31 protein-coding genes are annotated in these 20,598 nt (G+C 65.8%); 5 read left to right on the top strand and 26 right to left on the bottom strand.

Features of this window, described 5'->3' with window-relative positions; all coding sequences use genetic code 11:
- Positions 1 to 17: 17 nt before the first annotated feature.
- Both lptG and lptF read right to left on the bottom strand, forming a co-directional pair.
- Entirely contained in the window at positions 18 to 1,136 is a 1,119-nt protein-coding gene (lptG, locus tag ACTPOI_RS01040) for an LPS export ABC transporter permease LptG (protein WP_440105624.1), read from the bottom strand.
- Positions 1,133 to 2,257 (bottom strand): LPS export ABC transporter permease LptF, encoded by a 1,125-nt coding sequence (lptF, locus tag ACTPOI_RS01045; RefSeq protein WP_440105626.1) that lies wholly within the window; start codon positions 2,255 to 2,257, stop codon positions 1,133 to 1,135. The genes lptG and lptF overlap by 4 nt, the downstream gene beginning before the upstream one ends.
- 73 nt (positions 2,258 to 2,330) lie before the next feature.
- On the opposite strand from lptF, the gene ACTPOI_RS01050 reads away from it, so the two are divergent.
- From ACTPOI_RS01050 to ACTPOI_RS01065, 4 genes are all read left to right on the top strand, one after another.
- Positions 2,331 to 3,851: a leucyl aminopeptidase gene (locus ACTPOI_RS01050; RefSeq protein ID WP_440105628.1), complete on the top strand. Its 1,521-nt coding sequence runs from the start codon at positions 2,331 to 2,333 to the stop codon at positions 3,849 to 3,851.
- 15 nt (positions 3,852 to 3,866) lie between these two features.
- Positions 3,867 to 4,301, top strand: a complete 435-nt coding sequence (locus ACTPOI_RS01055; RefSeq protein ID WP_440105630.1) for a DNA polymerase III subunit chi — start codon at positions 3,867 to 3,869, stop codon at positions 4,299 to 4,301.
- A 323-nt stretch (positions 4,302 to 4,624) separates the two neighbouring features.
- The gene (locus ACTPOI_RS01060; protein ID WP_207253386.1) at positions 4,625 to 4,888 is read left to right on the top strand and encodes a hypothetical protein; all 264 of its coding nucleotides are present in this window, start codon (positions 4,625 to 4,627) and stop codon (positions 4,886 to 4,888) included.
- A gap of 130 nt (positions 4,889 to 5,018) precedes the next feature.
- On the top strand, positions 5,019 to 6,146 hold the full coding sequence (locus ACTPOI_RS01065; RefSeq protein ID WP_094291100.1) for a branched-chain amino acid ABC transporter substrate-binding protein: 1,128 nt from the start codon (positions 5,019 to 5,021) through the stop codon (positions 6,144 to 6,146).
- Positions 6,147 to 6,268: 122 nt separating this feature from the next.
- Here the strand turns inward: ACTPOI_RS01065 and ACTPOI_RS01070 are convergent, their stop codons facing one another.
- A complete protein-coding gene (locus tag ACTPOI_RS01070; protein WP_094291101.1) occupies positions 6,269 to 7,276 on the bottom strand; it encodes a D-2-hydroxyacid dehydrogenase family protein in 1,008 nt (335 codons plus the stop codon).
- 210 nt (positions 7,277 to 7,486) lie between these two features.
- Between ACTPOI_RS01070 and ACTPOI_RS01075 the strand changes: the two genes are divergently transcribed.
- Positions 7,487 to 8,773, top strand: a complete 1,287-nt coding sequence (locus ACTPOI_RS01075; protein ID WP_440105633.1) for a tyrosine-type recombinase/integrase — start codon at positions 7,487 to 7,489, stop codon at positions 8,771 to 8,773.
- On the opposite strand, the gene ACTPOI_RS01080 is transcribed toward ACTPOI_RS01075, so the two are convergent.
- The 23 genes from ACTPOI_RS01080 to ACTPOI_RS01190 all read right to left on the bottom strand — a co-directional run bounded on the left by ACTPOI_RS01080 (position 8,745) and on the right by ACTPOI_RS01190 (position 20,519).
- A complete protein-coding gene (locus ACTPOI_RS01080; RefSeq protein ID WP_440105635.1) occupies positions 8,745 to 9,041 on the bottom strand; it encodes a helix-turn-helix transcriptional regulator in 297 nt (98 codons plus the stop codon). The genes ACTPOI_RS01075 and ACTPOI_RS01080 overlap by 29 nt on opposite strands.
- Complete coding sequence (locus tag ACTPOI_RS01085; RefSeq protein WP_440105637.1) at positions 9,038 to 9,430, bottom strand: hypothetical protein; 393 nt, start codon at positions 9,428 to 9,430, stop codon at positions 9,038 to 9,040. Before ACTPOI_RS01085 ends, ACTPOI_RS01080 begins: the two co-directional genes overlap by 4 nt.
- Positions 9,427 to 9,765: a hypothetical protein gene (locus ACTPOI_RS01090; RefSeq protein ID WP_440105639.1), complete on the bottom strand. Its 339-nt coding sequence runs from the start codon at positions 9,763 to 9,765 to the stop codon at positions 9,427 to 9,429. Before ACTPOI_RS01090 ends, ACTPOI_RS01085 begins: the two co-directional genes overlap by 4 nt.
- Positions 9,765 to 10,541, bottom strand: coding sequence for a hypothetical protein (locus ACTPOI_RS01095; RefSeq protein WP_440105641.1), 777 nt, complete (start codon positions 10,539 to 10,541; stop codon positions 9,765 to 9,767). Before ACTPOI_RS01095 ends, ACTPOI_RS01090 begins: the two co-directional genes overlap by 1 nt.
- Positions 10,542 to 10,543: 2 nt before the next feature.
- A complete protein-coding gene (locus tag ACTPOI_RS01100; RefSeq protein WP_440105643.1) occupies positions 10,544 to 10,864 on the bottom strand; it encodes a hypothetical protein in 321 nt (106 codons plus the stop codon).
- Entirely contained in the window at positions 10,861 to 11,082 is a 222-nt protein-coding gene (locus tag ACTPOI_RS01105) for a hypothetical protein (RefSeq protein ID WP_440105645.1), read from the bottom strand. The genes ACTPOI_RS01100 and ACTPOI_RS01105 overlap by 4 nt, the downstream gene beginning before the upstream one ends.
- A 5-nt stretch (positions 11,083 to 11,087) precedes the next feature.
- Positions 11,088 to 11,306 (bottom strand): hypothetical protein, encoded by a 219-nt coding sequence (locus tag ACTPOI_RS01110; RefSeq protein ID WP_440105647.1) that lies wholly within the window; start codon positions 11,304 to 11,306, stop codon positions 11,088 to 11,090.
- Positions 11,303 to 13,732 carry a DNA cytosine methyltransferase gene (locus ACTPOI_RS01115; RefSeq protein WP_440105649.1) on the bottom strand — a complete coding sequence of 810 codons (2,430 nt, stop codon included), beginning with the start codon at positions 13,730 to 13,732 and terminating at the stop codon, positions 11,303 to 11,305. Before ACTPOI_RS01115 ends, ACTPOI_RS01110 begins: the two co-directional genes overlap by 4 nt.
- A complete protein-coding gene (locus ACTPOI_RS01120; protein ID WP_440105651.1) occupies positions 13,729 to 14,604 on the bottom strand; it encodes a DNA adenine methylase in 876 nt (291 codons plus the stop codon). Before ACTPOI_RS01120 ends, ACTPOI_RS01115 begins: the two co-directional genes overlap by 4 nt.
- Entirely contained in the window at positions 14,601 to 15,140 is a 540-nt protein-coding gene (locus ACTPOI_RS01125) for a hypothetical protein (RefSeq protein ID WP_440105653.1), read from the bottom strand. The genes ACTPOI_RS01120 and ACTPOI_RS01125 overlap by 4 nt, the downstream gene beginning before the upstream one ends.
- Positions 15,137 to 15,433: a hypothetical protein gene (locus tag ACTPOI_RS01130; protein ID WP_440105655.1), complete on the bottom strand. Its 297-nt coding sequence runs from the start codon at positions 15,431 to 15,433 to the stop codon at positions 15,137 to 15,139. Before ACTPOI_RS01130 ends, ACTPOI_RS01125 begins: the two co-directional genes overlap by 4 nt.
- Positions 15,430 to 16,110: a hypothetical protein gene (locus ACTPOI_RS01135; protein ID WP_440105360.1), complete on the bottom strand. Its 681-nt coding sequence runs from the start codon at positions 16,108 to 16,110 to the stop codon at positions 15,430 to 15,432. Before ACTPOI_RS01135 ends, ACTPOI_RS01130 begins: the two co-directional genes overlap by 4 nt.
- Positions 16,107 to 16,742 carry a hypothetical protein gene (locus ACTPOI_RS01140; protein WP_440105657.1) on the bottom strand — a complete coding sequence of 212 codons (636 nt, stop codon included), beginning with the start codon at positions 16,740 to 16,742 and terminating at the stop codon, positions 16,107 to 16,109. The genes ACTPOI_RS01135 and ACTPOI_RS01140 overlap by 4 nt, the downstream gene beginning before the upstream one ends.
- 4 nt (positions 16,743 to 16,746) lie before the next feature.
- Positions 16,747 to 16,926 (bottom strand): hypothetical protein, encoded by a 180-nt coding sequence (locus ACTPOI_RS01145; protein WP_440105659.1) that lies wholly within the window; start codon positions 16,924 to 16,926, stop codon positions 16,747 to 16,749.
- Positions 16,927 to 16,943: 17 nt separating this feature from the next.
- A complete protein-coding gene (locus ACTPOI_RS01150; protein ID WP_440105661.1) occupies positions 16,944 to 17,327 on the bottom strand; it encodes a DUF6378 domain-containing protein in 384 nt (127 codons plus the stop codon).
- An 18-nt stretch (positions 17,328 to 17,345) separates the two neighbouring features.
- Positions 17,346 to 17,711: a hypothetical protein gene (locus ACTPOI_RS01155; protein ID WP_440105663.1), complete on the bottom strand. Its 366-nt coding sequence runs from the start codon at positions 17,709 to 17,711 to the stop codon at positions 17,346 to 17,348.
- 40 nt (positions 17,712 to 17,751) lie between these two features.
- A complete protein-coding gene (locus ACTPOI_RS01160; protein ID WP_440105665.1) occupies positions 17,752 to 18,669 on the bottom strand; it encodes a DUF2303 family protein in 918 nt (305 codons plus the stop codon).
- A 62-nt stretch (positions 18,670 to 18,731) separates the two neighbouring features.
- Positions 18,732 to 19,118 carry a hypothetical protein gene (locus ACTPOI_RS01165; RefSeq protein WP_440105667.1) on the bottom strand — a complete coding sequence of 129 codons (387 nt, stop codon included), beginning with the start codon at positions 19,116 to 19,118 and terminating at the stop codon, positions 18,732 to 18,734.
- Between the two features lie 55 nt (positions 19,119 to 19,173).
- Positions 19,174 to 19,443 carry a hypothetical protein gene (locus tag ACTPOI_RS01170; RefSeq protein ID WP_440105669.1) on the bottom strand — a complete coding sequence of 90 codons (270 nt, stop codon included), beginning with the start codon at positions 19,441 to 19,443 and terminating at the stop codon, positions 19,174 to 19,176.
- Entirely contained in the window at positions 19,440 to 19,592 is a 153-nt protein-coding gene (locus tag ACTPOI_RS01175) for a hypothetical protein (RefSeq protein ID WP_440105671.1), read from the bottom strand. The genes ACTPOI_RS01170 and ACTPOI_RS01175 overlap by 4 nt, the downstream gene beginning before the upstream one ends.
- Positions 19,589 to 19,735 carry a hypothetical protein gene (locus tag ACTPOI_RS01180; protein ID WP_440105673.1) on the bottom strand — a complete coding sequence of 49 codons (147 nt, stop codon included), beginning with the start codon at positions 19,733 to 19,735 and terminating at the stop codon, positions 19,589 to 19,591. The genes ACTPOI_RS01175 and ACTPOI_RS01180 overlap by 4 nt, the downstream gene beginning before the upstream one ends.
- Entirely contained in the window at positions 19,732 to 20,205 is a 474-nt protein-coding gene (locus ACTPOI_RS01185) for a hypothetical protein (protein WP_440105675.1), read from the bottom strand. The genes ACTPOI_RS01180 and ACTPOI_RS01185 overlap by 4 nt, the downstream gene beginning before the upstream one ends.
- Positions 20,202 to 20,519, bottom strand: coding sequence for a hypothetical protein (locus tag ACTPOI_RS01190; RefSeq protein ID WP_440105677.1), 318 nt, complete (start codon positions 20,517 to 20,519; stop codon positions 20,202 to 20,204). Before ACTPOI_RS01190 ends, ACTPOI_RS01185 begins: the two co-directional genes overlap by 4 nt.
- Positions 20,520 to 20,598 lie beyond the last annotated feature (79 nt).

Below are 20,598 nucleotides of genomic sequence, written 5' to 3' on the forward strand. Positions count from 1 at the left end.
ATGGCGTGCTGCCGCAGTCAGCGCCGCAGCACCAGCCAGCCGAAGGCGGCCAGGGAGAGCACGGAATAGATCAGCCCCGGCGCGGCGGCCGTGAGCATGGGCGACCAGTTCTGCAGATTGCCTGCGTAGCCAAACACGTTGTTCAGCAGGAAGAAGCTGATGCCCGCCATGACCCCGCCAAACACATAGCCCGCAATGCCGCCCGAGCGGAAATGCAGGTAGGCAAAGGGCAGGGCCAGTACCACCATCACCAGGCAGGAGAGGGGGTAGAACACCTTGCGCCAGAACTCGATCTCGTACTTTTGCGCCGACTGGCCATTGGCATTCAGGTGCCGGATGAACTGGAACAGGTCCAGCGTGGCCATGCGGTCGGGTTTGAGCAGGGAGGCGGCGACCATGTCGGCACTGATGCGCGTGGGCCATTGCAGGCTGGGGGTGTCGAGGTGTTCCACGCGCGCCTCGCCCTTGTCGTCGGTGGCGTTGCGGTGTTCAAAGCGGCTGCGCTGCACGTTGGTGAGTGCCCAGGCGCCGTCCGAGCCGAACTGGCCCGAGGCAGCCCGCGTCTGCGAGGCGAGGCGCCCTTTGTCGTCGAACTCGAAGATGCGCACATCCAGCATGCCGCCGTTGGGCGTGAGGGCGCGCACGTTGACGGCAAAGGAGTGGTTGTCCTGCCGCTCCTTGAGCCAGGCACCGGTGGCGCCTGTGGTCAGTTTGCCGAGGTAGCGCACCTTGATGAGCTGGGCCGTGCGGTCGGTGAGCGGGGCCAGGTAGTCGCCCACGGCAAAAGTCAGCACCACAAACACGCCGCCCAGGGTGACCAGGGTGCGCAGTGCGCGCCAGGGGCCCATGCCACTGGTGCGCATGATGGTGAATTCGGAGCTTTGGGCCAGGCGCGCCATCACAAAGATGGTGCCGATGAGCACGGTGATGGGCAGCAGCTCATAGAGGTGGCTGGGAATGCTGAGCACCACGAACAACAGGGCGTGCGATAGCTGGTAGCCCTCGGCGCCAGCCCGGCCCACCCAGCGCAGCTCGTCCACCAGGTCGAAGAAGAAGAACAATGCCAAGAAACCGACCGTGACGAAGGTGACGGCGGACAGGGCCTCGCGGTGGATCAGGCGGCGGATGGTCTTCATGCGGGCTGCCCTCCCTGTGGCTGGGTGGCCCTTGATGGGCGGGGCGGCAGCAGGCGGCGCACGCTCCACTGGTTGTGTCGTATCGCCAGCACCAGCAATGACACGGCCAGCATGCCGCCGTGCAGCAGCACCATGAAGCTTGCCAGGCCCAACCGGCCGGCACCTACCCAGCTTTGGCCCAGGGTCATGAGGTTGTAGTAGACGATGAACCCGAACAGCGCAAACACCAGGCTGGTGCTGCGCGCGGCGCGCGGGTTGGCACTGGCCACGGCCAGGCCCAGCAGCACAAAGTTGAGGGCCGCCAGCGCCAGCCCCAGGCGCCAGCCCAGCTCGGCCCGGTAGGCAGGCAGGGGCTGCATGAGCAGGCTGAGGGTGGTGCGGGTCTTCACGGCCAGCTCTTCGGCGGAGCCCGGCGAGGCGGCGCCGAGGCGGGTGCCGTATTCGGAGAAGTCGCTGATCTTGACGCCGGGCTTGCTGCGCGAGGTCTCCAGCCGCTGGCCGTCGCTGAGCAGCACCATGCGCTCGCCCGCCTGGGTCTCCAGCCGCGCGCTGCGGGCTGAGGTGACGGACTCGCGCGTGCCGTCGTTGGCCGCGATGAACACGTTGTTGGCGGCCTGTGTGTCGGGGCTGTCCTTGTCAATGAAGAACACCCGGCTGCCGTTGGAGGACTCCTGGAATTCACCGGGTGCAATGCGGTCGATGTCGCTGCGCTGCTCGTAGCGGGTCTTGAGCTCCTGAATCTGCGAGTTGGCCCAGGGCCAGACCAGTAGCGACAGCACGGCAATCACCACCATCACGGGCCAGGCAAACCGCAGCAGGGGCTTGACCAGGCTCAGCAGGCCCCGGCCACTGGCGAACCAGATCACCATTTCGCTGTCGCGGTACATGCGCGAGAGGGTGCCGACCACGGCAATGAACAGGCTCAGGCTCAGGATGGTGGGCAACTGGCCCAGCACGGTGAAGCCCATGACCAGCATCACATCGGAGGGGCTCACGCTGCCTTTGGAGGCCTGGCCCAGGGTGCGGATGAGCATCATGGTCATGACCACGGTCACCAGCACCACAAGCGTCGCGCCGAAGCTGCGTGCCAGCTCTTTGCGAATGGATGAATCGAATAACATTGGCTCAGCGCGTGCTATGCATTTTTGCGTGCGCATCAAAGCGCATGGCCCGCTCAAAAGGAAAACACCGATTATGAACTTTGATCTCAAGACCCTGGATTTGACGGCGGCTGCCTCGGAGAAATGCGACCTGCTGGTGGTGCTGATTCCTGAGGGTTTCAAGCCGGGGGCTGACGCCCTGTCTGCCCTGGCGGCGCTGGCGCTCAAGCACGGAGATCTGGCGCTGAAGGCGGGCAAACAACTGCAGCTGTACCAGGTGCCCGCCGTGGCCGCGCGCCGCGTGGTGCTGGTGGGCTGCGGCGATGGCTCTGCCCGCGCGCTGCGCCAGGCCGTGCTGGCAGCGGGCGGTGCGATCAAGGCCCCCCACACCAAGCGGGTGGTGCTGTGCTGGGCGGGCGCCGCCTCTGCGGATGCCGTGGGCGCTGCCGTGCAGGCTGTCGCCGAGGCCAGCTATGTCTACACCACCACCAAATCGAAGGCAGAGGCCCGCAGCCTGGGCCGCTGTGTGATTGGTGTTGCCAGCCCCACCGAGGCGCGGGAAGGTTTTGACCGGGGTGTGGCGCTGGTGGCGGGTGTGGAGTTTGCGCGCGAATGGGGCAACCGCCCCGCCAACCATGCCACGCCCAGCCTGCTGGCTGATGCCGCCAAGACGCTGGCCAAGCTGCCGCGGATCCAGTGCAAGGTCCACGGCCCGGCCGAGGTCAGCCGCCTGGGCATGGGAGCCTTCCTGGCCGTCGCCCGTGGCTCTGAAGAGCCGTTGCGTTTCATCGAGCTGCGCTACAACGGCGCCGCCAAGGACAAGGCGCCCGTGGTGCTGGTGGGCAAGGGCATCACCTTTGACACCGGGGGCATCTCGATCAAGCCCGCGCCCGAAATGGACGAAATGAAGTTCGACATGTGTGGCGCCGCCAGCGTGCTGGGCACGTTCCGCGCCTTGGGCGAACTGCAACCTGCCATCAATGTGGTGGGTCTGATCCCGGCCTGCGAGAACATGCCCGATGGCCGCGCCGTGAAGCCTGGTGATGTGGTCACCAGCATGAGCGGCCAGACCATCGAGATTTTGAACACCGACGCCGAAGGCCGCCTGGTGCTGTGTGATGCGCTGAGCTATGCGGCCCGCTTCAAGCCAGCCGCCGTGGTAGACATTGCCACCCTGACCGGCGCCTGCGTGATTGCGCTGGGTGGCGTGCGCAGCGGTCTCTTTGCCAACAACGATGGATTGGCCGCTGCATTGCAGGAGGCGGGCGAATCCGCGCAAGACCCCTGCTGGCGCATGCCGCTGGACGACGACTATGCCGAGGGCCTCAAGAGCAACTTTGCCGACATGGGCAACGTCGCCGGTCGTGCGGGTGGCTCCATCACAGCCGCCAAGTTCCTGCAGAAGTTTGTGGGCGACATGCCCTGGGCGCACCTGGACATTGCCGGCACGGCCTGGCGCGGTGGTGCGGCCAAAGGTTCCACAGGGCGCCCTGTGGGTTTGCTGGTGCACTATCTGCTGGCCCAGGCCCACGCAAAGGTGGGCAAGGCGGCGTCCGCACCGCGTGCCGCCGCCAAGCCTGCGACCAAGCGCGCACCCCGGGCCAAGGCCGCCTGATCGAGCGGGCGCAGCATGACAGAGGTCGCTTTCCACTTCAACGCGCCTGACAAGCTGGCCTACGCGTGCCGCTTTGCGCGCAAGGTGCAGCGCAGTGGGGCGCGCCTGGTCATCACGGCACCAGCCGAGTCGCTGGAGACCCTGGACCGCATGCTCTGGGCCATGGCTCCCCAGGATTTTGTGGCCCACTGCCGCAGCGATGCGGACGAAGATCTGGTGCTGGCGTCCCCGGTGTTGCTGGCGGTCGATGCGCGGTCGTCGGCGCACCATGAGGTGCTGCTGAATCTCAACATGGAAGTCCCCGAAGGCTTCGGGCGGTTTGACCGGCTGGTAGAGGTAGTGAGTGCCCATGACGAAGCCGACCGCGCCGAGGCGCGCGCACGCTGGCGCCACTATGCGTCGCGGGGCTATGCCATCACGCGCCATGATCTGGTGCTGAAAGGCGGCTGATGGCCACCCCACCCAAAGCGCCTCCCCGTTTTGTGCCCACACTCACCGAAGTGGTGCAGGTGCCGGGGACACCACCGGCTGCCATGCCCGTGGAACCCCGTGCGCGCACCACGGTCATGCCACCGCCGCACTCCACCGCGCCTTTGGACATGCGGCAACCCGCTGGTACTGCATTGCCCGCAGCGCCCCGGTCTGCGCGCCCACTGGCTGCTGCGTCAGCGGGTGGGGCGGTCGGTGCCAGTCCGAGTACCGCGAGGGCACAAACACCTGCACCCCAGCAGCGCATGCCCAGCGCCGCAGCGCCTTTGCCAGGGGCTATGCCAATGGCGCGTGCAGCGGCCGCACCCGCGCTGGCGCGGCCCATGCCCGAGGGCATGGAGGAATACATGGTGCACCGTGTCATGCAGCGGGTGGACGTTGTGCTGGATCAACGTCTGCGCGAAGCGATCGCCACGGTGGTGCAAGAACAGACAAGATCGGTGCTGCCCAGGCTGCGGGAGGAGATCGAATCCGTGGTCCGGCATGCGGTGTACGAGGCCGTGGCCGAGGAGCTTGCGAGCGGTGCGCCCACAGCCAGCAAGGGATGACAGGGTATTCCCCTGTGGTTTCCCTCGCATTTAATCGTGTTCCCTAATGATCTGGCCCGTAAATTGCGATATGTTCGCCTGCGTTGAGACACAAGAAGATTCTCAGCGTTTATCTTTACTGGAGATTGATATGCAATTGAAGTTGAAACTGACCGTGGTTGCTGCTATCGCAGCTGCAGCTGGTGTGGCCTCTGCACAAGAGCAGGTGGTCAAGATCGGCCACGTGGCTCCGGTTTCCGGCGCCCAAGCCCACTACGGCAAGGACAACGAAAATGGCGCCCGCATGGCCATTGAAGAGTTGAACGCTCAAGGTGTCACCATCGGTGGCAAGAAGATCAAGTTTGAACTGGTCGCTGAAGACGACGCTGCAGATCCAAAGCAGGGCACCGCTGCTGCACAGAAGCTGTGCGACGCCAAGGTTGCTGGCGTGGTGGGCCACCTCAACTCCGGTACCACTATCCCCGCTTCCAAGGTCTACAACGACTGCGGCATTCCCCACGTCACCGGCGCTGCCACCAACCCCAACCTGACCAAGCCCGGCTACAAGACCACCTTCCGCATCATCGCCAATGACAACGCCCTGGGCGCTGGCCTGGCGTTCTACGCTGTAGATACGCTGAAGCTCAAGACCGTTGCCATCATCGACGACCGTACCGCTTACGGCCAGGGCGTGGCAGACGTGTTCAAGAAGACGGCCACTGCCAAGGGCATGAAGGTGGTGGACGAGCAGTTCACGACCGACAAGGCCACCGACTTCATGGCGATCCTGACCGCCATCAAGGCCAAGAACCCCGACGCGATCTTCTACGGCGGCATGGACCCCCAAGGCGGCCCGATGCTGCGTCAGATGGAACAGCTGGGCATGGGCAACGTCAAGTACTTCGGTGGTGACGGCATCTGCACTTCTGAAATCGCCAAGCTGGCCGCTGGTGCCAAGACCCTGGGCAACGTGATCTGCGCCGAAGGTGGTTCTTCGCTGGCCAAGATGCCTGGCGGCACGGCCTGGAAGGCCAAGTACGACGCCAAGTACCCCAACCAGTTCCAGGTGTATAGCCCCTACACCTACGACGCTACGTTCCTGATCGTGGACGCCATGAAGCGCGCCAACTCCGTGGACCCCAAGGTCTACACGCCTGAGCTGGCCAAGGCCAACTTCAAGGGCGTGACTTCCACGATCGCCTTCGAGCCCAACGGCGAAATGAAGAACCCTGCGATCACGCTGTACGTCTACAAGGACGGCAAGAAGACCCCTCTGTAATAGAGAGTCGTTTATTACAAGGCGCTCCGGTGCCTTGCAAAAACAAAAAGGCTTCCTTCGGGAAGCCTTTTTATTTTGGGGGTGTGAACCCTCCTCGGGTTGGGTTGTAGCGGGCGTGCGTCTTAACGCCGCACCTGCAATGAACCAGGGTTCACGATGTTGGTCGGTGTGCCCTTGATGAAATTCACCACGTTGTCAAAAGCCGCGCCAAAGTACAGCTCGTAGCTGTCCTGTTCGACATACCCGATGTGTGGCGTGCAGATGCAGTTTTCCAGTCGCAGCAAGGCGTGGCCTTGCAGGATGGGTTCGCTCTCGAACACATCGACTGCGGCCATGCCAGGGCGCCCCCGGTTCAGGGCGGCGATCAGTGCATCGGGTTCAATGAGTTCTGCGCGCGACGTGTTGACCAGCAGGGAGGTAGGCTTCATGCACGACAGGTCTTCGAGCGAAATGATGCCCCGGGTCTCATCGTTGAGGCGCAGGTGCAGCGAGATCACATCGCACTGCGAGAAAAACTCCTCGCGCGTCGTGGCCGCCTGGTAGCCGTCCGTCAACGCCTGCGCACGCGAGCCCTCGCGGCCCCAGATGCGCACATTCATTCCAAACGCCCGGCCGTAGCCCGCAACCAGCTGCCCGATGCGCCCATAGCCCCAGATGCCAAGTGTTTTGCCGCGCAGCACATTGCCCAGTCCAAAATTGGCAGGCATGGACGCGGTCTTCAAGCCGGACTGTTGCCAGGCACCATGCTTGAGGTTGGAGATGTACTGGGGCAGCCTGCGCATGGAAGCCATTACCAGTGCCCAGGTCAGTTCTGCGGGGGCCACCGGAGAGCCCACGCCTTCGGCCACGGCAATACCGCGTTCGGTGCAGGCGGCCACGTCAATGTGGCTGCCGACCTTGCCCGTTTGTGCAATGAGCTTGAGGCGAGGCAGCTTCTCGACGAGCTGGCGTGTGATCTGGGTGCGTTCCCGCACCAGCACGATGATGTCGGCATCCTTGAGCCGCACGGAGAGCTGCCCCAGCCCCTTGACGGTGTTGGTGTAAACCTTGGCGGTGTACGCGTCGAGCCGGGAGGCGCAATGCAGTTTGCGCACTGCATCCTGGTAATCGTCGAGGATAACGATATTCATCGTTTGTTCAACTTTCATAACTCATTGATACTCAAGGCAATTTCATTGCAGTGCCTTGATTTGATTGCATTTTTCCGCTCATCTTGCCGCGCTGCATGTTGTTGGTTTTGGTGTCTGCGTGCGGTTGAATGTGGCTACACTTGCCGCCTTGGCGTAGGTTTGGCGTAGGTTTTTGGAACCTGCGCCGCCCTGACTTTGAAGGGGTGGCGAATGCAGTTTGACGCGAGGGCCGCAAAGGCGTTGCAGCCCGGTTCTTATATTGTCGTTGATGGTTGCAAAGGCCTGCGGCTTGTGGCCACTGCCAGTCGCAAAACTTGGACCTATCGTTACAAACACCCGGGCACTGGTCAAATGAAACAGGTGCGCTTGGGCTACTGGCCCGAGATGCCCCCTGTGGATGCCGCCGCGCGTTGGAATGAAATGCGTGCCCTGCGCGATGCTGGGGGTGACCCCAAGGCCAGCCGCAAAAAGCGGGCCACTGCTGTGCAGGCGGCGCCTGCCGCTTACACCCTGGGTGACCTGGTGCGCGACTACGCCACTGGATACCTGGAGGTGCGGCGCGAGGCCAAGGGCGCCCGGGCTGTGCGCCAGCGGCTGGAAAAAGCTACGCTGCAGCACCAGGCCCTGCCTGTTGCCGACGTTACCCGGCGTTTCGCTTTTGACCTCATCACCAGCCTGGCCGACCGGCCTGTGCTGGCCAACTCGGTCAAAACAGAGCTGGCCGCCGCCTGGGTGCACGCCATGGATGCGGGGCGCATTCCCGAAGACCTGCCCAACTGGTGGGCCCAGGTGCTGGCCCGCAAGCTGCGCAGCAAGGGTGCCAGGCGCGACGGTGTGCACAAAGGCACCGGCAAGCGTGTGCTGCAGGATGCCGAGGTGCGCGACCTGATGACCGGCAACATGCACCTGTTCAGCCAGCAGGTGGAGGACTTTCTGACGCTGCAGCTGTGGACGTGCACGCGCGGCGCCGAAATTGTGCAGATGCGGCGCGAGTTTGTGAGGGAAGAGGGCGGCGTGCTGTGGTGGACCATGCCCAAGGAGCTGACCAAAAACCGGCACATCGATGACGCGGTGGATCTGCGCGTTCCGCTGTTCGGCCGTGCGGCGGCCATCGTGCGGCGGCTGATGGCGGGGGGTGGTGACTGGCTATTCCCCAGTGTGTCGCGCCGGGGTGTGGTGGGGCCGCAAACCCAGGCGTACATGCAGAGCAAGGTGCACTACCGGCAGCCCTACAGCAAGTCCCGGCCCGACCACGTGCGCGATCGCCTGACCGTCACCCACTGGTCACCCCATGACCTGCGCCGTACCGGCCGCACCATGTTGGCGGCCATGGGCTGCCCGCATGAGGTGGGCGAGGCCATCCTGGGGCACGTGGTGCCCGGGGTGGCGGGGGATTACAACCTGTACCGCTACGACAAAGAGCGGGCCCACTGGCTGGCTGCGCTCGATGCGCGGCTGGAGTCCATCGTCACGCAGCCTGCGCTGACGCCCGCTTAGCCTTGGGTTTGGCAGCCCCAGTGTTGGGCGGCGGCAGTTGGGTGGACCTGGGGCGCGATGCCGCCCAGGTGGCTACCTCGATGGCCAGCCAGCCCACGCGCTTGCCAGACAGCTGGCGCGGCTCCGGAAACTTGCCTTCGCGCACCATCAGCTGCACGGTGGTGGCTGATACGCACAGCGTGGCGGCTACGCCGGGCAAGTCCAGCACCATGGGCGTGCCGGGGGTGAGCAGCTTTTCTGGTGGGAATGCGGTGGGGGTGTCGGTCATGCTGCTTGCTCCTCATCCGGCGGCGAGTAGTCCCATTTTTCGATCAGCTTCAGGGCCTCGGGCGGCAAGGGGTTGGCCACCAGCTCGGCGCGCGCTCGTACCCAGCCTGCGCACATGCGGCCGTCTTTGGGTGCATGGCAGAGGAATGGACGGCCCTCTGTCGCTGCTTTGAGAAAGTCCATCTGCGTTTGCAGGCAACCGTTGGGCACGGTGTTGGGCTGGCAGGCGCAGGTTTTGCACATTTCGGATCGCAGCATTGGTGCCTGCACGTTGGCCAGGCCCTGGGCTCGCAGGCGCTGCAGGCCCAGGGCGGCCAGCCGGGTGGCGTTTTTGCCCATGGCTTGGCCCTGCGGGCTGATGCGGCTGTGGGCTTTGTTGGTGTCTGTCATGGCTGGCTGCCTCCATGGGCTGCCACCCACTCGGGGTGCTGCTCGCGCCATTCCGCCCAGCTCTCGTCGGTCAGCTTGTGCTTGATCCAGTCGGGGTGGTCGGGCTTGAGTGGGTAGGGCTCTTGCTCGTCGGCGCAGGCGTCGCACTCGCAGCAGCCGCCACCATGCTTGGTGCACAGGTAGCGCCCGCAGCCGTCTTCCGGGAGGCCGCCGCCGCAGGCGTGGCCCATGCCCCGGTCGATTTCTTCGTTGCAGTCGGGGTGCTCGCAGATGGCGGGAACGCCATAGCCCACGTCGCGCTGGTGGGTGGTGTCGTAACCTACTGAATAGCCCATCACGCACCGCCTTTCAGCGCCTGTCGGGCCTCGTGCTCGACGCAATACAGCTGCAGGATTTCATCCACCACGGCGGTGTCGCCACCGTACCAGCGCTGGCCCAGCTCCTGCATGTGTCCTTGGAGCTGGCGCAGCATTTCGGCAAGGCCTGGCTCCGTTCGGCGCATCGCGCGCTGGCATTGACTCAGCAGCCCGCTGTAGTCCACGCGCATGCCCTGGTGGTCGGCTGCGAGTGGTGATGGCGCTGGATGTCGTGCACGCACCAGGTCGCGCAGGAAGGGAAGCAGCTTTTCCTCTGGCATGGTGCCGGTTTCAATGTTGGGGCCGTGGAATGCGCCACCAGCGCCGTGCCACAAGCCGCGCAGCTCGACGTTGCTTGGTTCGCCGTCTGGGGTTGGGCCTGTCTGCTGTGCCTCGTCGTCAAACTTGATCGGGTGTCCTTCCAGTGCCAGCTTGGCAATGGAGCCATCTTCCACGGTGGCAGTGCCCGCCTCGTCTTCGTAGAAGTTGACGGGCTCGCCGCTCACCGTGTCCCATGCGGTTTCATCGTGCATGGCAAAGTGGTGCCCATCCGCGTAGAACTGCAGCGCCTTGCGCAGGTTATCGATGTTGGTGGGCTGTTGTGCCTGCAGCTGTCGGTTGGCGCGTTCCAGGTCCCGTATCGCCTGGATCAGCTTGAGGACGCCTGAGCCCTTGAGAAACTTGTCCTGCGGCCGCTGCTTTGCCATGGCCTCCAGGTCGTTGGCGTCGATGATGGGTTTGGCGGTGTTCTCCATGATCACGCGCCCCTTTCCGCCAGCACGGCCACAGGCATGTCGGCCATGGCGCAGGTCTCGCACACCAGCACCGTGGTCCCTTCGTTTATCGGCTTGCCGATTGGGGCGCCGTCGCTGAATATGTCGGCCAGCGCGACCGCGCCGGGCGAGGTGCCGCCAAAGAACTGCTCCATCCCGTGCTGGCGTTGGGCGGCCTGCATGTCCACGCCGATGCGCTCGATGTGAACTCGCCAGAACAGCGGCAGGCCGGTGTGCATCACGCCCTTGTGGCAGATGGCGCAGGGTTTGAAGTCCTTGCGGTGCATGTTGGTGGGGTTGGTCACGATGCGCCTTTCGTTTCTTCAAAGCTGGCAAGGTCCGGCGCCAAAACCTCGCACCAGCACATGCCAGGCGCCTCCACTTTTGCGAACTGATGCCATGCACGCGGGTCGCCTGGGTAGCGCTTTGCGCCCATGTACACCAGGCGCTCGGGCTGGCCGATCCAGTTGTAGAACCCGCCGATTGCTGGCGTGATTGCTTGTCTTTGGGGTGTGGCGTTCATGGTGGTCAGCCCTCTCTCGGTATGTGAAGTGCCCTGATAGCGTCCGCCGCATAGGCCAGCTCGCGGGCGCGGCGCAGGGCGTCGGCAACCAGTGCCTCTGCGTTGCGCTTGAGGTCGCGGATGACGTGTCGCTCGGGGTTGTCCAGGCCGATGCCGTTGTCCATCGCTCGCACGGCGGCCAGTGTCTCGACCGCTGCGTCGGCAAGGCTTTGCTGGCCGCTCATGCCGCCACCCCATAAATCTCCGCCTCATGCCCAAAATTCGCCCGCACCAGCGCCTCGGCCTGGGGTGGGCTGACGCTGTTGCCGCACATGCGCACCTGGGCGGTGGCTGACAGGGGGATGCGTGGCACCTGCAGGGGGTGGGCGGCCTGCTTGCCGTCTTTGAACAGCAAGGCGGGGTTGGGGATTTCGTGGATCACGTAGCCCTCGGGGAAGCCCTGGGCCTTGAAAAGCTCCTTGGGCTTGAGCATGCGCAGGGTGATGTCCACCAGCGCCCACCAGCTGCCCGCGTGCCACATCAGCACCATGTCGGCGGGGGTGGGGAAGTGCTCGGGCAGGTGCTGGTGCAGCAGCTCGGCGCACTGGCGGGCGCGGGCCTGGTGTTCTGGCGCCAGGCTGTCGGCGCTGACCTGCACGGCTTGCACCAGGCCCATGCGGCCCTTGGTGGGCAGGGTGTGCATGGGCTCGCCCAGGCCCTGCCACTGGCCGCCGCTGCTGTAGTACTTGACGGCGTAGGCGGTGATGAGGCGCTGCTGTGCGCCGCTGGATGTGATGGTGCTGGCGGGCGCGTGCACCGGGCGGCCGTCGCCGTCGTAGAAGCCGCCGTTGGCTTGCTCCAGGCAGGCGGTTACCAGGGCGCTGGGCGGGTTGCTGGCGGTGCAGGTGCCCAGGGGGATGCGCACGTCGCGCACGCCGTGGCTGAATCGCTTGGTGCCGCAGGCGCCTTCGCCGTGGCCCATGTCCACCAGGTGGGCGGCCACCAAGCCTTGCTTCACGCCACCGGCCACGGCCGTGCCCAGCGGGCCGTGCATGCCCTGGGTGCGGGCGTCCTGGCCGGGGCGCTCGCCATAGCCGATGGTGACCATGTGTGCGCCCACCAGCCCCTGAGTAATACCGGTGCTGGGGCGCTTGGGTGTGCCGCCTGCGGTGATGGTGGCCAGGGGTTCGTCCAGGCCGGTGCCCACGGCGCCGGTGTTGAACTTGGTGATGTGGCCCGCCACCAGCGCGTGGTGCGTGCCGCTGGCTGCCACGGTGGAAAGCGGGGCCAGCACATCGTGTGCGCCCAGGTGGGCTTCGGTGGTGCCGCGCAGCGGGGTGATGGTGGGCGCCACCAGCGAGAAGTGCCCGCCCTTGACCTGGGCGCACTGGGTGCGCAGCGGCTCGTCGGCCGCCATGGTGCGCTGGTTGCTGGCGTTGGCGTGCTCGGTGAGGAAGGGGGTTAGGGTTTGCTGAGTTTCGCGGCTTGCTTTTGCAAGTTCTGTAGCTCTGAGAGGGTTACCGGCTGGGACTTGCTCATCTCCTCGGCTCGCTGTAGCTCCTGGAGTGCATCCATCCAATACTGCCGACTGAATCCCGTGGTTTGTGCCATGCGCTCGGCCGCTTCTTCCATCTGGGTGGCTGCTTGATTCAGGCCCTTCGCAATGCTGGCAATGGATGGCAACATTGGTTGCATCATTTGACTTGCCCTTTGCAGGTTGTGAGCCAGCTCCTGCCAGGTGGGCTGCGCCGCCTGCAGGCCCTTGGTGAAGGCTGCCAGGTCCGCATTCAGGGTGTCGATTCGCTGCTGCTCGGTCATGGTGGTTGGCATTGTGCGCGATCTCCTGCGGGTTGACGATGAACGGGTTGGCCGTGGCCAGCACATGCCGCCACAGCCCCTTCGCCACCCGGCGCTGGGTGTTGGTGGCAAGGGGCTTCTTGCGGTCGAAGATGCTGGCGGCGGGCAGGGTGAAGTCGATGCACTCGGCGGCCGTGCGGTGGGGCAGCAGCTTGCCTGCCAGCACGCGGCGATCGGTGGGGGCGGCGTGGGTCTGCTCGGGCCAGACGATGGGCAGGCCGTCGCGGCGGGCAATGAGGAACAGGCGCTTGCGGATGGTGGGGGCGCCGTTGTCGCAGGCGCGCAGCTCGCGCCAGTCCACCACGTAGCCGTGGGCGCGCAGCTGGCGCACAAAGCTCTCGAAGGTCTTGCCCTTGCGGGCGGGGTCGGGCCGGGCGGTGCCGTCGGCGCCCACCAGCAGGGGGCCCCAGGTCTGAAACTCTTCAACGTTCTCCAGCATGAGCACGCGGGGTTTGCACTTGGCAACCCAGCGCATGCCCACCCAGGCCAGGCCCCGGATATGTTTTGCCACGGGCGTGCCGCCCTTGGCCTTGCTGAAGTGCTTGCAGTCGGGCGACAGCCACACCAGGCCCACGGGCTGGTTGCCGGTGACGGCGATGGGGTCCACGTCCCACACGCTTTCACACAGGTGCTGCGTGTGCGGGTGGTTGATGGCGTGCATGGCCAGCGCCTCGGGGTCGTGGTTGATGGCGATGTCCACGGGGCGGCCAAAGGCGGCCTCCAGCCCGGTGCTGGTGCCGCCACCGCCTGCGAAGTTGTCGATGATCAGCTCGCCGGGGAAGGCGAGGGGGAGGGTGAAGGCGTCGCGTTTCATGCTTCGCAGGCCTCCGCAAACAGGCCGCCGCGCGTGAATGCCAGCGAATCGGCGCAGGCTGGGTTGAGCCAGACCACTTCGGTGCGCATACCAGTGCCGCGATGGGCGGCAATGCGGGCCTCGGTGGTGTGGCGAGTCCAGCCCTGCAGGGCATCGTCGTACAGTTCGCTGGGGTAGCCGGAAAGCACCACGAAGCCGCGCAGATCGCGCAGGCAAGCCAGCAATTCGCTGTGTTGCTCTGCTGTCATTTCGTGCCGGTAGTAGCGGCTGGACTTTCGGATCTGGCGGGTTTCGTGGAGATAGGGTGGGTCCACAAAATGCAACGTGTCGGGGCCGTCGTGCTGGCGCATCACGTCGATGGCGGGGCGGTTTTCCACCAATACGCCTGTCATGCGCTGGCCCAGGGCCGCGATGTGGCTGGGGTAGTCTGCCCAGTTGTGCATGGCGGTGGCGTAAGCGCGAGTGGTGTCTATCCGAAAGCCGCCAACACCCTTGGTTGCCTCAGCCGACCCGAAACCCATGGCTGCCCGCACGGCGGTGCGGCGGGCGCGCTCCACTGGGTCGGTGGTGGGTTGGTAAGCCAGCTCCCATTCGGCCCGGGCGTAGGGCGTCAGCTCGCAGCCTTCTGTCAGGCGGGCGCGTTGCTCTGGGTCACGCACCACGCGGAAGAAGTTGGCAATGTCGTCGTCCAAGTCGTTGTAAACCTCGGCGTAGCTGCGTTCTTTGCGCAGCAGCACGCCAGCGGCGCCCCCGAAGGGCTCAACGTAGCGATGGTGTGGCGGGAAGAACTGCATCACCCATGGCGCCAGCCTGAACTTGCCCCCGTGGTACCGCAGCGCGGGCCGGGTGATGGTGGTGTCGGTTGCGCTCATGCCCCGCACGCCTCCACATGGGCGCTCATCGCCAGCTTAGGCCGCAGCGCGCGCTCCACGCTGGCCGTGCCCACGTCGCCGCGCCGCAGCTGGTATTCCAGCTCCAGCGCACCAGCTGCCAGGCTGGATTCGGACAGCAGGGGCAGCAGGCGCTCGATGGCGGCCAGGCCGCTGGTGATGGCGCCGCGCTGTTGCTTCAGTGCGGCGGGGGTGGCGGCCACGTCGCCCAGGGCGTTGGCGGTGCCGAGCAGGATGCGGGCCTCGGGTGTTTCGCCCAGGCCGTGCATGCCTGTGGCATGCGCCACGGTGAAGACCAAGCGGCCCATGGCGTCGGCCACCTGGGCGGCGTCGTCGCCCGTGTAGGCGTGGATGCCTGCGCGGGTGTGCATCTGGCGCACTTCGTCCATGATGCGGGCGCGCACCAGGGCGTGGGCAATGCGGTTGTGCGCCAGGTCGTTTTCGGTGGCGCGGGTGCCGTGTGGGGTGTAGCGCTGGCCGTGCTTGAACTGGGCGGCGCGTTTTTGTTCGCGGTTCATGGCTGGGGTACCTCTTGAATGCGTCCATCGGGGTAGTGCAGCCGGTTGCCCACGCGGCTGGGCAGGGCGAAGGCTGCAAAACGGTCATCGGTCAGGCCGGGGTTGCGGCCCAGCTCGGGGCAGGGGTAGGAGCCGCTGCGCAGCATGTCGCTGCGGTCGCGGCTGGCCTGGTCGATGCGGGCGGCTTCGGCCTTGCGGCGGGCTGCAGCGGCGGCCAGGGTGGCGGCGCGCTTTTGCATGGGGGTCTGGTGGCGGGCCTCGTAGCTGCCGGGTTCGGGGGTGGGGTGGGTCATGTCAGCCTGCAGAAGTTGATGGCCCACACCCAGGGGTCGGCAGCCCATGATTCGGGGCCGTTGATGGATTTCCACAGGGCGCGAAACATGGCGCGCGGGACCGTCTCGTCTGGGGGGCTGGTCATCGGGCAACCGATGGCAGAACGCAGTGCACCGCAGCCCTCGGCAACGCAATCAGCATCGCTGATGTTTTGCAGGCCCTCCACGCGCACTCTGGTGATTTGCAAGGTGATGCGACTGGCCGCTCGGGGCATGAAGATCGCCGGGCGTTTCCACCAGCCCACCTCGTGCAATTCGCGCTTGCGGCGGGGCAGCTTTTCATCGACCTCGTATCGGTAGGCCTTACTGGTGCCCACCGTTTCATCAGCGAAATGCCATTCCTCGCGGCCCTTCTTCTTGTTGAGCCGCTTGGTCCAGTGGCCCCAGGCGTAGAAGGTTTCGCGAACCCAGAGGCTGTCGCCGGGCTGACCGTAGGGGCAGGCAATGTGCACATACGGCGCCCATACTGAAAGCTCCTGCCCAGGGTTGCGTTTTGTCGCTGGGATGTAGTGGCCGCCGACAAATCTCCGATCGGCAATCGGCTGCGGCTTGCACTCCCGCCGTGTCTGCGTCTTGCTGCCATCCAGCAGCGCGCGGACCATGGGCCCGCTGAAAAGGATGGGGCGCTCTTTGCTCATGCGGGCACCTCGCTGAGCACCCCGCACTGCGCCGTCAGCACCCGGTACCGCTCCAAAAACGCATCGCGGTGGTGCCGCCAGCTCATGGCGGCGCGCACGGTGCTGTTGAGGTCTACGTTGTCCAGCGGCCGCACCTCGGCGCCGGGGGTGTCGATGACGGGCCAGCGCTTGTTGCGCTGGGGGTCGTAGGGCATGAGGTCGCGGCGCTCGGTGGCCAGGGCGGCCAGGTCGGCGTGCTTGACGGCGCCCTTGTAGGCGGCGTGCGCGGTCTTGAGGTGGTACTGGGTGCGCACCAGGGCGGCCAGGGGGTTCTCAAACTCCAGCCACGCAGCGCCCAGTGCCCATTTGACAGGGCTGGCGGCGTCGCCGCTGAGGCATTCGTGCGCGTCGTGCATGAGGCCCAGGCGCTGGGCGTGGTGGTCGTAGCCCTGCGCGGCCAGGATGTCGGCCACCAGCAGGCTGTGCTCTGCCACGCTGTAGGGGCGCGCGGCGTGGCCGGTGTAGCGGTTGATCTGCGCGAGGCTGTGGGCAATGACCTCGATGCGCGGCACCTTGCCGTGCACCAGCAGGTGGGTGCCGGAAATGGGCTGGTCGGTGCCGTCTTGGGTGACGATCCAGGGGGCGGTGGTCATGGTGTCAGTTCACTTTGCTGAAGTCGGCTTTCAAGACCACCTGCACCGGTACGCCCATGTCATCGGCTGCAACTGCCCCCAAAGCCTTGCAGACGGCTTCGTAGTGGTCGGTGGTGGGTGCGTTGGTCTTGACCAGTGCCTGCACGGCTTCGGCAAGGGCGCGGCGGGCGGGGGCGCTGCTCATGGCGTTGTGTGTCTGGCTCAGGCTGCGCGGTCTGCCTTGCTTGCAGCCTCGGCGCCCAGCGCGGCGTAGGCGGCGCCGTCCTGGTAGTCGTCGGGGTTGAAGCGGCCGTTGCGGGCGGTGTTGGCGGCGCGCACCAGCTTCAGGGTCTGCATGAATGCCCAGCCCTGGCGCTCGTTGAGGTTGGTGCCCTCGATGGCGTTGAATGCGGCCACGGTGGCGGCCATGCTGCGTTCTTGGGGCTGATCGGCGCCGCCGGTGTCGCGCTCCACGCCGCGCTGCAGGATGGTGCGGGCGGCGTCAGACAGCAGGGTGACGGGGTAGGGCTGCGGGGCGGCCTGGGGGGCTGGTGCTGCTGCCTGGGATGTAGTGGCAACTTTGAGAGTTTTGATGGGGTTGGCCATGGTGGGTCCTTGGGGTGGTCAGGCGGTAGCCGCCTCGGTGGTGGTGGGGGTGTTGGCCCGGCGCGGCAACAACCGCAGGCGCAGCACGCGGCCGCGCAGCTCGGGCATGGGTGGGAAGGCCTGTGGCCCGGGGTGGGCGCGCAGGCGTTCCAGGGCCACGTCCAGCGGGGCGCCTGCGGTGAGGTCGGCGCGGTGGGCTGCCCAGAAGGCCTGGGCCTCGGGGCCTGTCCACTGCACGCGGTAGGCCTCCTTGATGTCTTTGCCGGTCTGCGGGTTGCGGCCCAGGTTGTCCACCAGCACCAGCTCCAGGCGGAACGCGCCCGCGCTGTCTTGATCCACGGTGGGGCGCTGCTTGCTCATGAAGAGGGTGCCGGTGTGGTGCATGGTGGGCTCCGGGTGCTGCTGTTTTGATTGCTGCGGGGGCTTATCCGCCCTTGCTGTAGCTGCCCAAAAGCACGGGCATGGCGCCCTTGATGGCGTCTTGCACCAGCGTGGCCAGTTCGTTGCCCATCGCTTCCACGTGCTCTTCCAGGTTCTGGATCCGCGGCACCAGCGATGGGGCTTTGTCGCTGGTGAGGATGGACAGGCGCAGGACGAAGGTGCGCGCGGCCAGGTCGGCGTAGGGCTTGCAGGTGTAGTAGATGAGCGTGGGGATGGGCTCTTGGCTGGTGGCCTTGACACTTTCAAACGCGGTGCGGTTGGCGCTGAGCTGCTGCTCTTCGCTGTCCACCTTGCGCAGGTTCTCCACGGTGATGCGGCGAATGGCTGCCAGGGCCTTGCCGGTCTGGATTTCGCCCTCGCTGTTGAAGAACTTCATTTGCGCGGTGATGTTCCAGTCCTCCACAAATTCGGCCAGTTGCTGCTGGCCTTGGGCGCGGCCATTGATGACCAGCAGGGCTTGGTATGCGGCCGTTTTGGTGGGCTGCAGCTTGGCGCGGTGGTCGGTGTGGCCGGGGGTTTCTTTGGTGCCCAGGTCCAGCACCGCAGTGGCTGCCATGTGCTCGGCATCCACAAACACGGCCGCGCCGGGGTCTGCGTAGGCCGTGGCGTACTGGGCGAAGGGTGTCACGTAGGCGGTGGACATGGTGCCGCGAGCGCGGCGGCGGCAGGGCAAGAAGTGCTCCAGGTCGTGCACCTTCACGTCTTCGTGCAGTGCGGTGGCGCCCCATGTGGTGAGCACGGCTTCTTTCACGGCGTTGTGCACGGCCGTGGCGGTGAGGCCTTCGCGCATGGCTTCGATGAACTGGTCGGGCACGCTGATGGTGGTGCCGATGCTGATGCCGCTTTCGAGTGGCAGTTCTGCTTTCGCTTCGGGGGCGGCGGTGGTGGGTTCGGTGGTCATGGCGTTGGGATTCCTTGGTGGGTGGATGGATGGGGGATTGGTGGGGCCAGCGGGGTGCCTGGTCAGGCGCTGGGGCCGCTGGGCGGGGTGGCGGGCGCGCCGTCGCGGCCAAACATGGCCATCTGGTTCTCGGGCGCCAGGGTGAGGCGGCCAAACTTGCCCACGTGCAGGGCGGTTTTGCGGGAGGTTTCCTCGCTGGCGCGGCCGCCCTGCGTGGGGCGGCTGAACTTGAGCTGGTGCGTGCAGATGACCTGCGATGCGCCCGGCACTTTGGAGAAAGTGAACTTCACGTTCACCTCGCCCTTGCCGTCGTTGTCGCAGGTGCCTGCGGCCACCTGGCTCAGGGCGATGGAAAACATGCGCTCAAACTGGCCGCCGTCGAGGTCGGTGATGAACTCGGCCACGTCGGTGGCGGCGCTGGTGCTGCTGTTGGCGGTGGTGTTGGTCATGGGGTGATTCCCGGTTGGTGGTGGTATGAAATTGATAGCTAAAAGCCAAAGCCCATCAGGCGGTGGCGCAGGCTTTGATTGCAAATACGACGATCAGCGCCACGGCCACCACGCCCAGGGCTACGCCCAGCAGCTCCATGGCGCTGGCGGGTTCGTCGCCCAGTGGGTCGGCGGTGGTGGCGGGGGCGGGTAGCTCGCAGGCCTGCGGGCAGGGGCACGCGCGGCGGCCCTGGTGGCAGTGGTTGGCTTTGCACGCGGGCAGGGCGGGGCGCTGGCGGGTGCGGCGCTCGGCGGGCTGCGCGGTGGTGTGGGTGGGGTTGCTCATCGCAGCCACCCCAGCAGCACGGCGGTGGCCAGGCCCAAAAAATAGCCAGTGACCTTGCCTTGCCACCAGCCCGCGACCCATGCGGCGTCGGCGTCCTGGCTGCGCAGGGTGGGCAGCGGGGCGGGCTTGCGCATCTGCGGGCCAGTCATGCAAGCCTCCGTGCGCTGGTGGCGGGCAGGCCCATGCCGTGGGCTTCGGCAATGGCGTGGCATTCGCTGGTGGCCCACACGTGGTGCTGGGCCTTGCCTACGCGCACGGCGTAGAGGCGGATGGGGCGCAGGGTGGGGGTCATGCGGCACCGCCTTGCTGCGTCAGAATGGCCTTTTCACCATTGGAGGCACCATGGGCGCTTTGCACTTCCTGGAGCACGGCACGATGCTGCAAGACCACTTCACCGAGGGTCTGCAACATGAGCTGGAGCTGTACGAGACTGGCGGCGAGTTGTTCCTGCGGCTGTGGATTGGCGGTATCGGCGCCAACATGCCGGTGCTCTGCCGCCTCAGCAAGGCCCAGGCGGCACAGATCGCGGAAGCTGCTGAGAAGCTGGCGGGCCGTCTTGGCTTCTAGCGCCTGGGGGTGCTTGCGGTCCACCGCCAGCGTCATGCCGGTGGTGATGTAGCCGGGGCCTTGCGGCGTGCGGTGTGTGGCAATGCGGGCAATGGCCTGCGTGCCCTCAATGTGGATGCAGTCCAGCAGGTCGCGGTCGGCCTCTGTCTCGGCGGTCAGCACGTAGCTGCTGTTGGGGTGCTGGGTGACTTTCATGCGGCACCGCCTTGCGCGGCGGCATCCATCACCACCAGCTCGCCGTCAATCGTCAGGCCAACGGTCTTGCCTGCCTCGTGCAGTTCGTTCGCCAGCTCTTGCGACTGGTCGCGCCAGTGTTCGCTCCAGCGCCAGGCTTGATTCGCCTCCTCTTCCAGGGCTTCAATGCGATGCTGTGCACTCTCAAGCTTGTCGGCCAGTTCTGCGCAATGGGCGCGCAGGTGCTCCAGTTCCCAGCGGCTCAGGCGCTTGCGCAGTGCCGTAATGGCTTTGGTGGCTTCGGCCTGTTCTGTGGCCGGGGTGGTGGTCTGCATCGTTCCTCCAGGGCGCCGGGGTGGCGTGTGGAGGAAATAGTAAAGCAATACTTTCTATAAGTAAAGCATCTGCTATCGC

It is taken from the genome of Acidovorax sp. BL-A-41-H1 (assembly GCF_051942715.1).

Coding starts and splice junctions, on each gene's coding strand:
- lptG (WP_440105624.1), bottom strand. CDS start 1,136: ATGAAGACCATCCGCCGCCTGATCCACCGCGAGGCCCTGTCCGCCGTC.
- lptF (WP_440105626.1), bottom strand. CDS start 2,257: ATGTTATTCGATTCATCCATTCGCAAAGAGCTGGCACGCAGCTTCGGC.
- ACTPOI_RS01050 (WP_440105628.1), top strand. CDS start 2,331: ATGAACTTTGATCTCAAGACCCTGGATTTGACGGCGGCTGCCTCGGAG.
- ACTPOI_RS01055 (WP_440105630.1), top strand. CDS start 3,867: ATGACAGAGGTCGCTTTCCACTTCAACGCGCCTGACAAGCTGGCCTAC.
- ACTPOI_RS01060 (WP_207253386.1), top strand. CDS start 4,625: ATGGCGCGTGCAGCGGCCGCACCCGCGCTGGCGCGGCCCATGCCCGAG.
- ACTPOI_RS01065 (WP_094291100.1), top strand. CDS start 5,019: ATGCAATTGAAGTTGAAACTGACCGTGGTTGCTGCTATCGCAGCTGCA.
- ACTPOI_RS01070 (WP_094291101.1), bottom strand. CDS start 7,276: ATGAATATCGTTATCCTCGACGATTACCAGGATGCAGTGCGCAAACTG.
- ACTPOI_RS01075 (WP_440105633.1), top strand. CDS start 7,487: ATGCAGTTTGACGCGAGGGCCGCAAAGGCGTTGCAGCCCGGTTCTTAT.
- ACTPOI_RS01080 (WP_440105635.1), bottom strand. CDS start 9,041: ATGACCGACACCCCCACCGCATTCCCACCAGAAAAGCTGCTCACCCCC.
- ACTPOI_RS01085 (WP_440105637.1), bottom strand. CDS start 9,430: ATGACAGACACCAACAAAGCCCACAGCCGCATCAGCCCGCAGGGCCAA.
- ACTPOI_RS01090 (WP_440105639.1), bottom strand. CDS start 9,765: ATGGGCTATTCAGTAGGTTACGACACCACCCACCAGCGCGACGTGGGC.
- ACTPOI_RS01095 (WP_440105641.1), bottom strand. CDS start 10,541: ATGGAGAACACCGCCAAACCCATCATCGACGCCAACGACCTGGAGGCC.
- ACTPOI_RS01105 (WP_440105645.1), bottom strand. CDS start 11,082: ATGAACGCCACACCCCAAAGACAAGCAATCACGCCAGCAATCGGCGGG.
- ACTPOI_RS01110 (WP_440105647.1), bottom strand. CDS start 11,306: ATGAGCGGCCAGCAAAGCCTTGCCGACGCAGCGGTCGAGACACTGGCC.
- ACTPOI_RS01115 (WP_440105649.1), bottom strand. CDS start 13,732: ATGAAACGCGACGCCTTCACCCTCCCCCTCGCCTTCCCCGGCGAGCTG.
- ACTPOI_RS01120 (WP_440105651.1), bottom strand. CDS start 14,604: ATGAGCGCAACCGACACCACCATCACCCGGCCCGCGCTGCGGTACCAC.
- ACTPOI_RS01125 (WP_440105653.1), bottom strand. CDS start 15,140: ATGAACCGCGAACAAAAACGCGCCGCCCAGTTCAAGCACGGCCAGCGC.
- ACTPOI_RS01130 (WP_440105655.1), bottom strand. CDS start 15,433: ATGACCCACCCCACCCCCGAACCCGGCAGCTACGAGGCCCGCCACCAG.
- ACTPOI_RS01135 (WP_440105360.1), bottom strand. CDS start 16,110: ATGAGCAAAGAGCGCCCCATCCTTTTCAGCGGGCCCATGGTCCGCGCG.
- ACTPOI_RS01140 (WP_440105657.1), bottom strand. CDS start 16,742: ATGACCACCGCCCCCTGGATCGTCACCCAAGACGGCACCGACCAGCCC.
- ACTPOI_RS01145 (WP_440105659.1), bottom strand. CDS start 16,926: ATGAGCAGCGCCCCCGCCCGCCGCGCCCTTGCCGAAGCCGTGCAGGCA.
- ACTPOI_RS01150 (WP_440105661.1), bottom strand. CDS start 17,327: ATGGCCAACCCCATCAAAACTCTCAAAGTTGCCACTACATCCCAGGCA.
- ACTPOI_RS01155 (WP_440105663.1), bottom strand. CDS start 17,711: ATGCACCACACCGGCACCCTCTTCATGAGCAAGCAGCGCCCCACCGTG.
- ACTPOI_RS01160 (WP_440105665.1), bottom strand. CDS start 18,669: ATGACCACCGAACCCACCACCGCCGCCCCCGAAGCGAAAGCAGAACTG.
- ACTPOI_RS01165 (WP_440105667.1), bottom strand. CDS start 19,118: ATGACCAACACCACCGCCAACAGCAGCACCAGCGCCGCCACCGACGTG.
- ACTPOI_RS01170 (WP_440105669.1), bottom strand. CDS start 19,443: ATGAGCAACCCCACCCACACCACCGCGCAGCCCGCCGAGCGCCGCACC.
- ACTPOI_RS01175 (WP_440105671.1), bottom strand. CDS start 19,592: ATGACTGGCCCGCAGATGCGCAAGCCCGCCCCGCTGCCCACCCTGCGC.
- ACTPOI_RS01180 (WP_440105673.1), bottom strand. CDS start 19,735: ATGACCCCCACCCTGCGCCCCATCCGCCTCTACGCCGTGCGCGTAGGC.
- ACTPOI_RS01185 (WP_440105675.1), bottom strand. CDS start 20,205: ATGAAAGTCACCCAGCACCCCAACAGCAGCTACGTGCTGACCGCCGAG.
- ACTPOI_RS01190 (WP_440105677.1), bottom strand. CDS start 20,519: ATGCAGACCACCACCCCGGCCACAGAACAGGCCGAAGCCACCAAAGCC.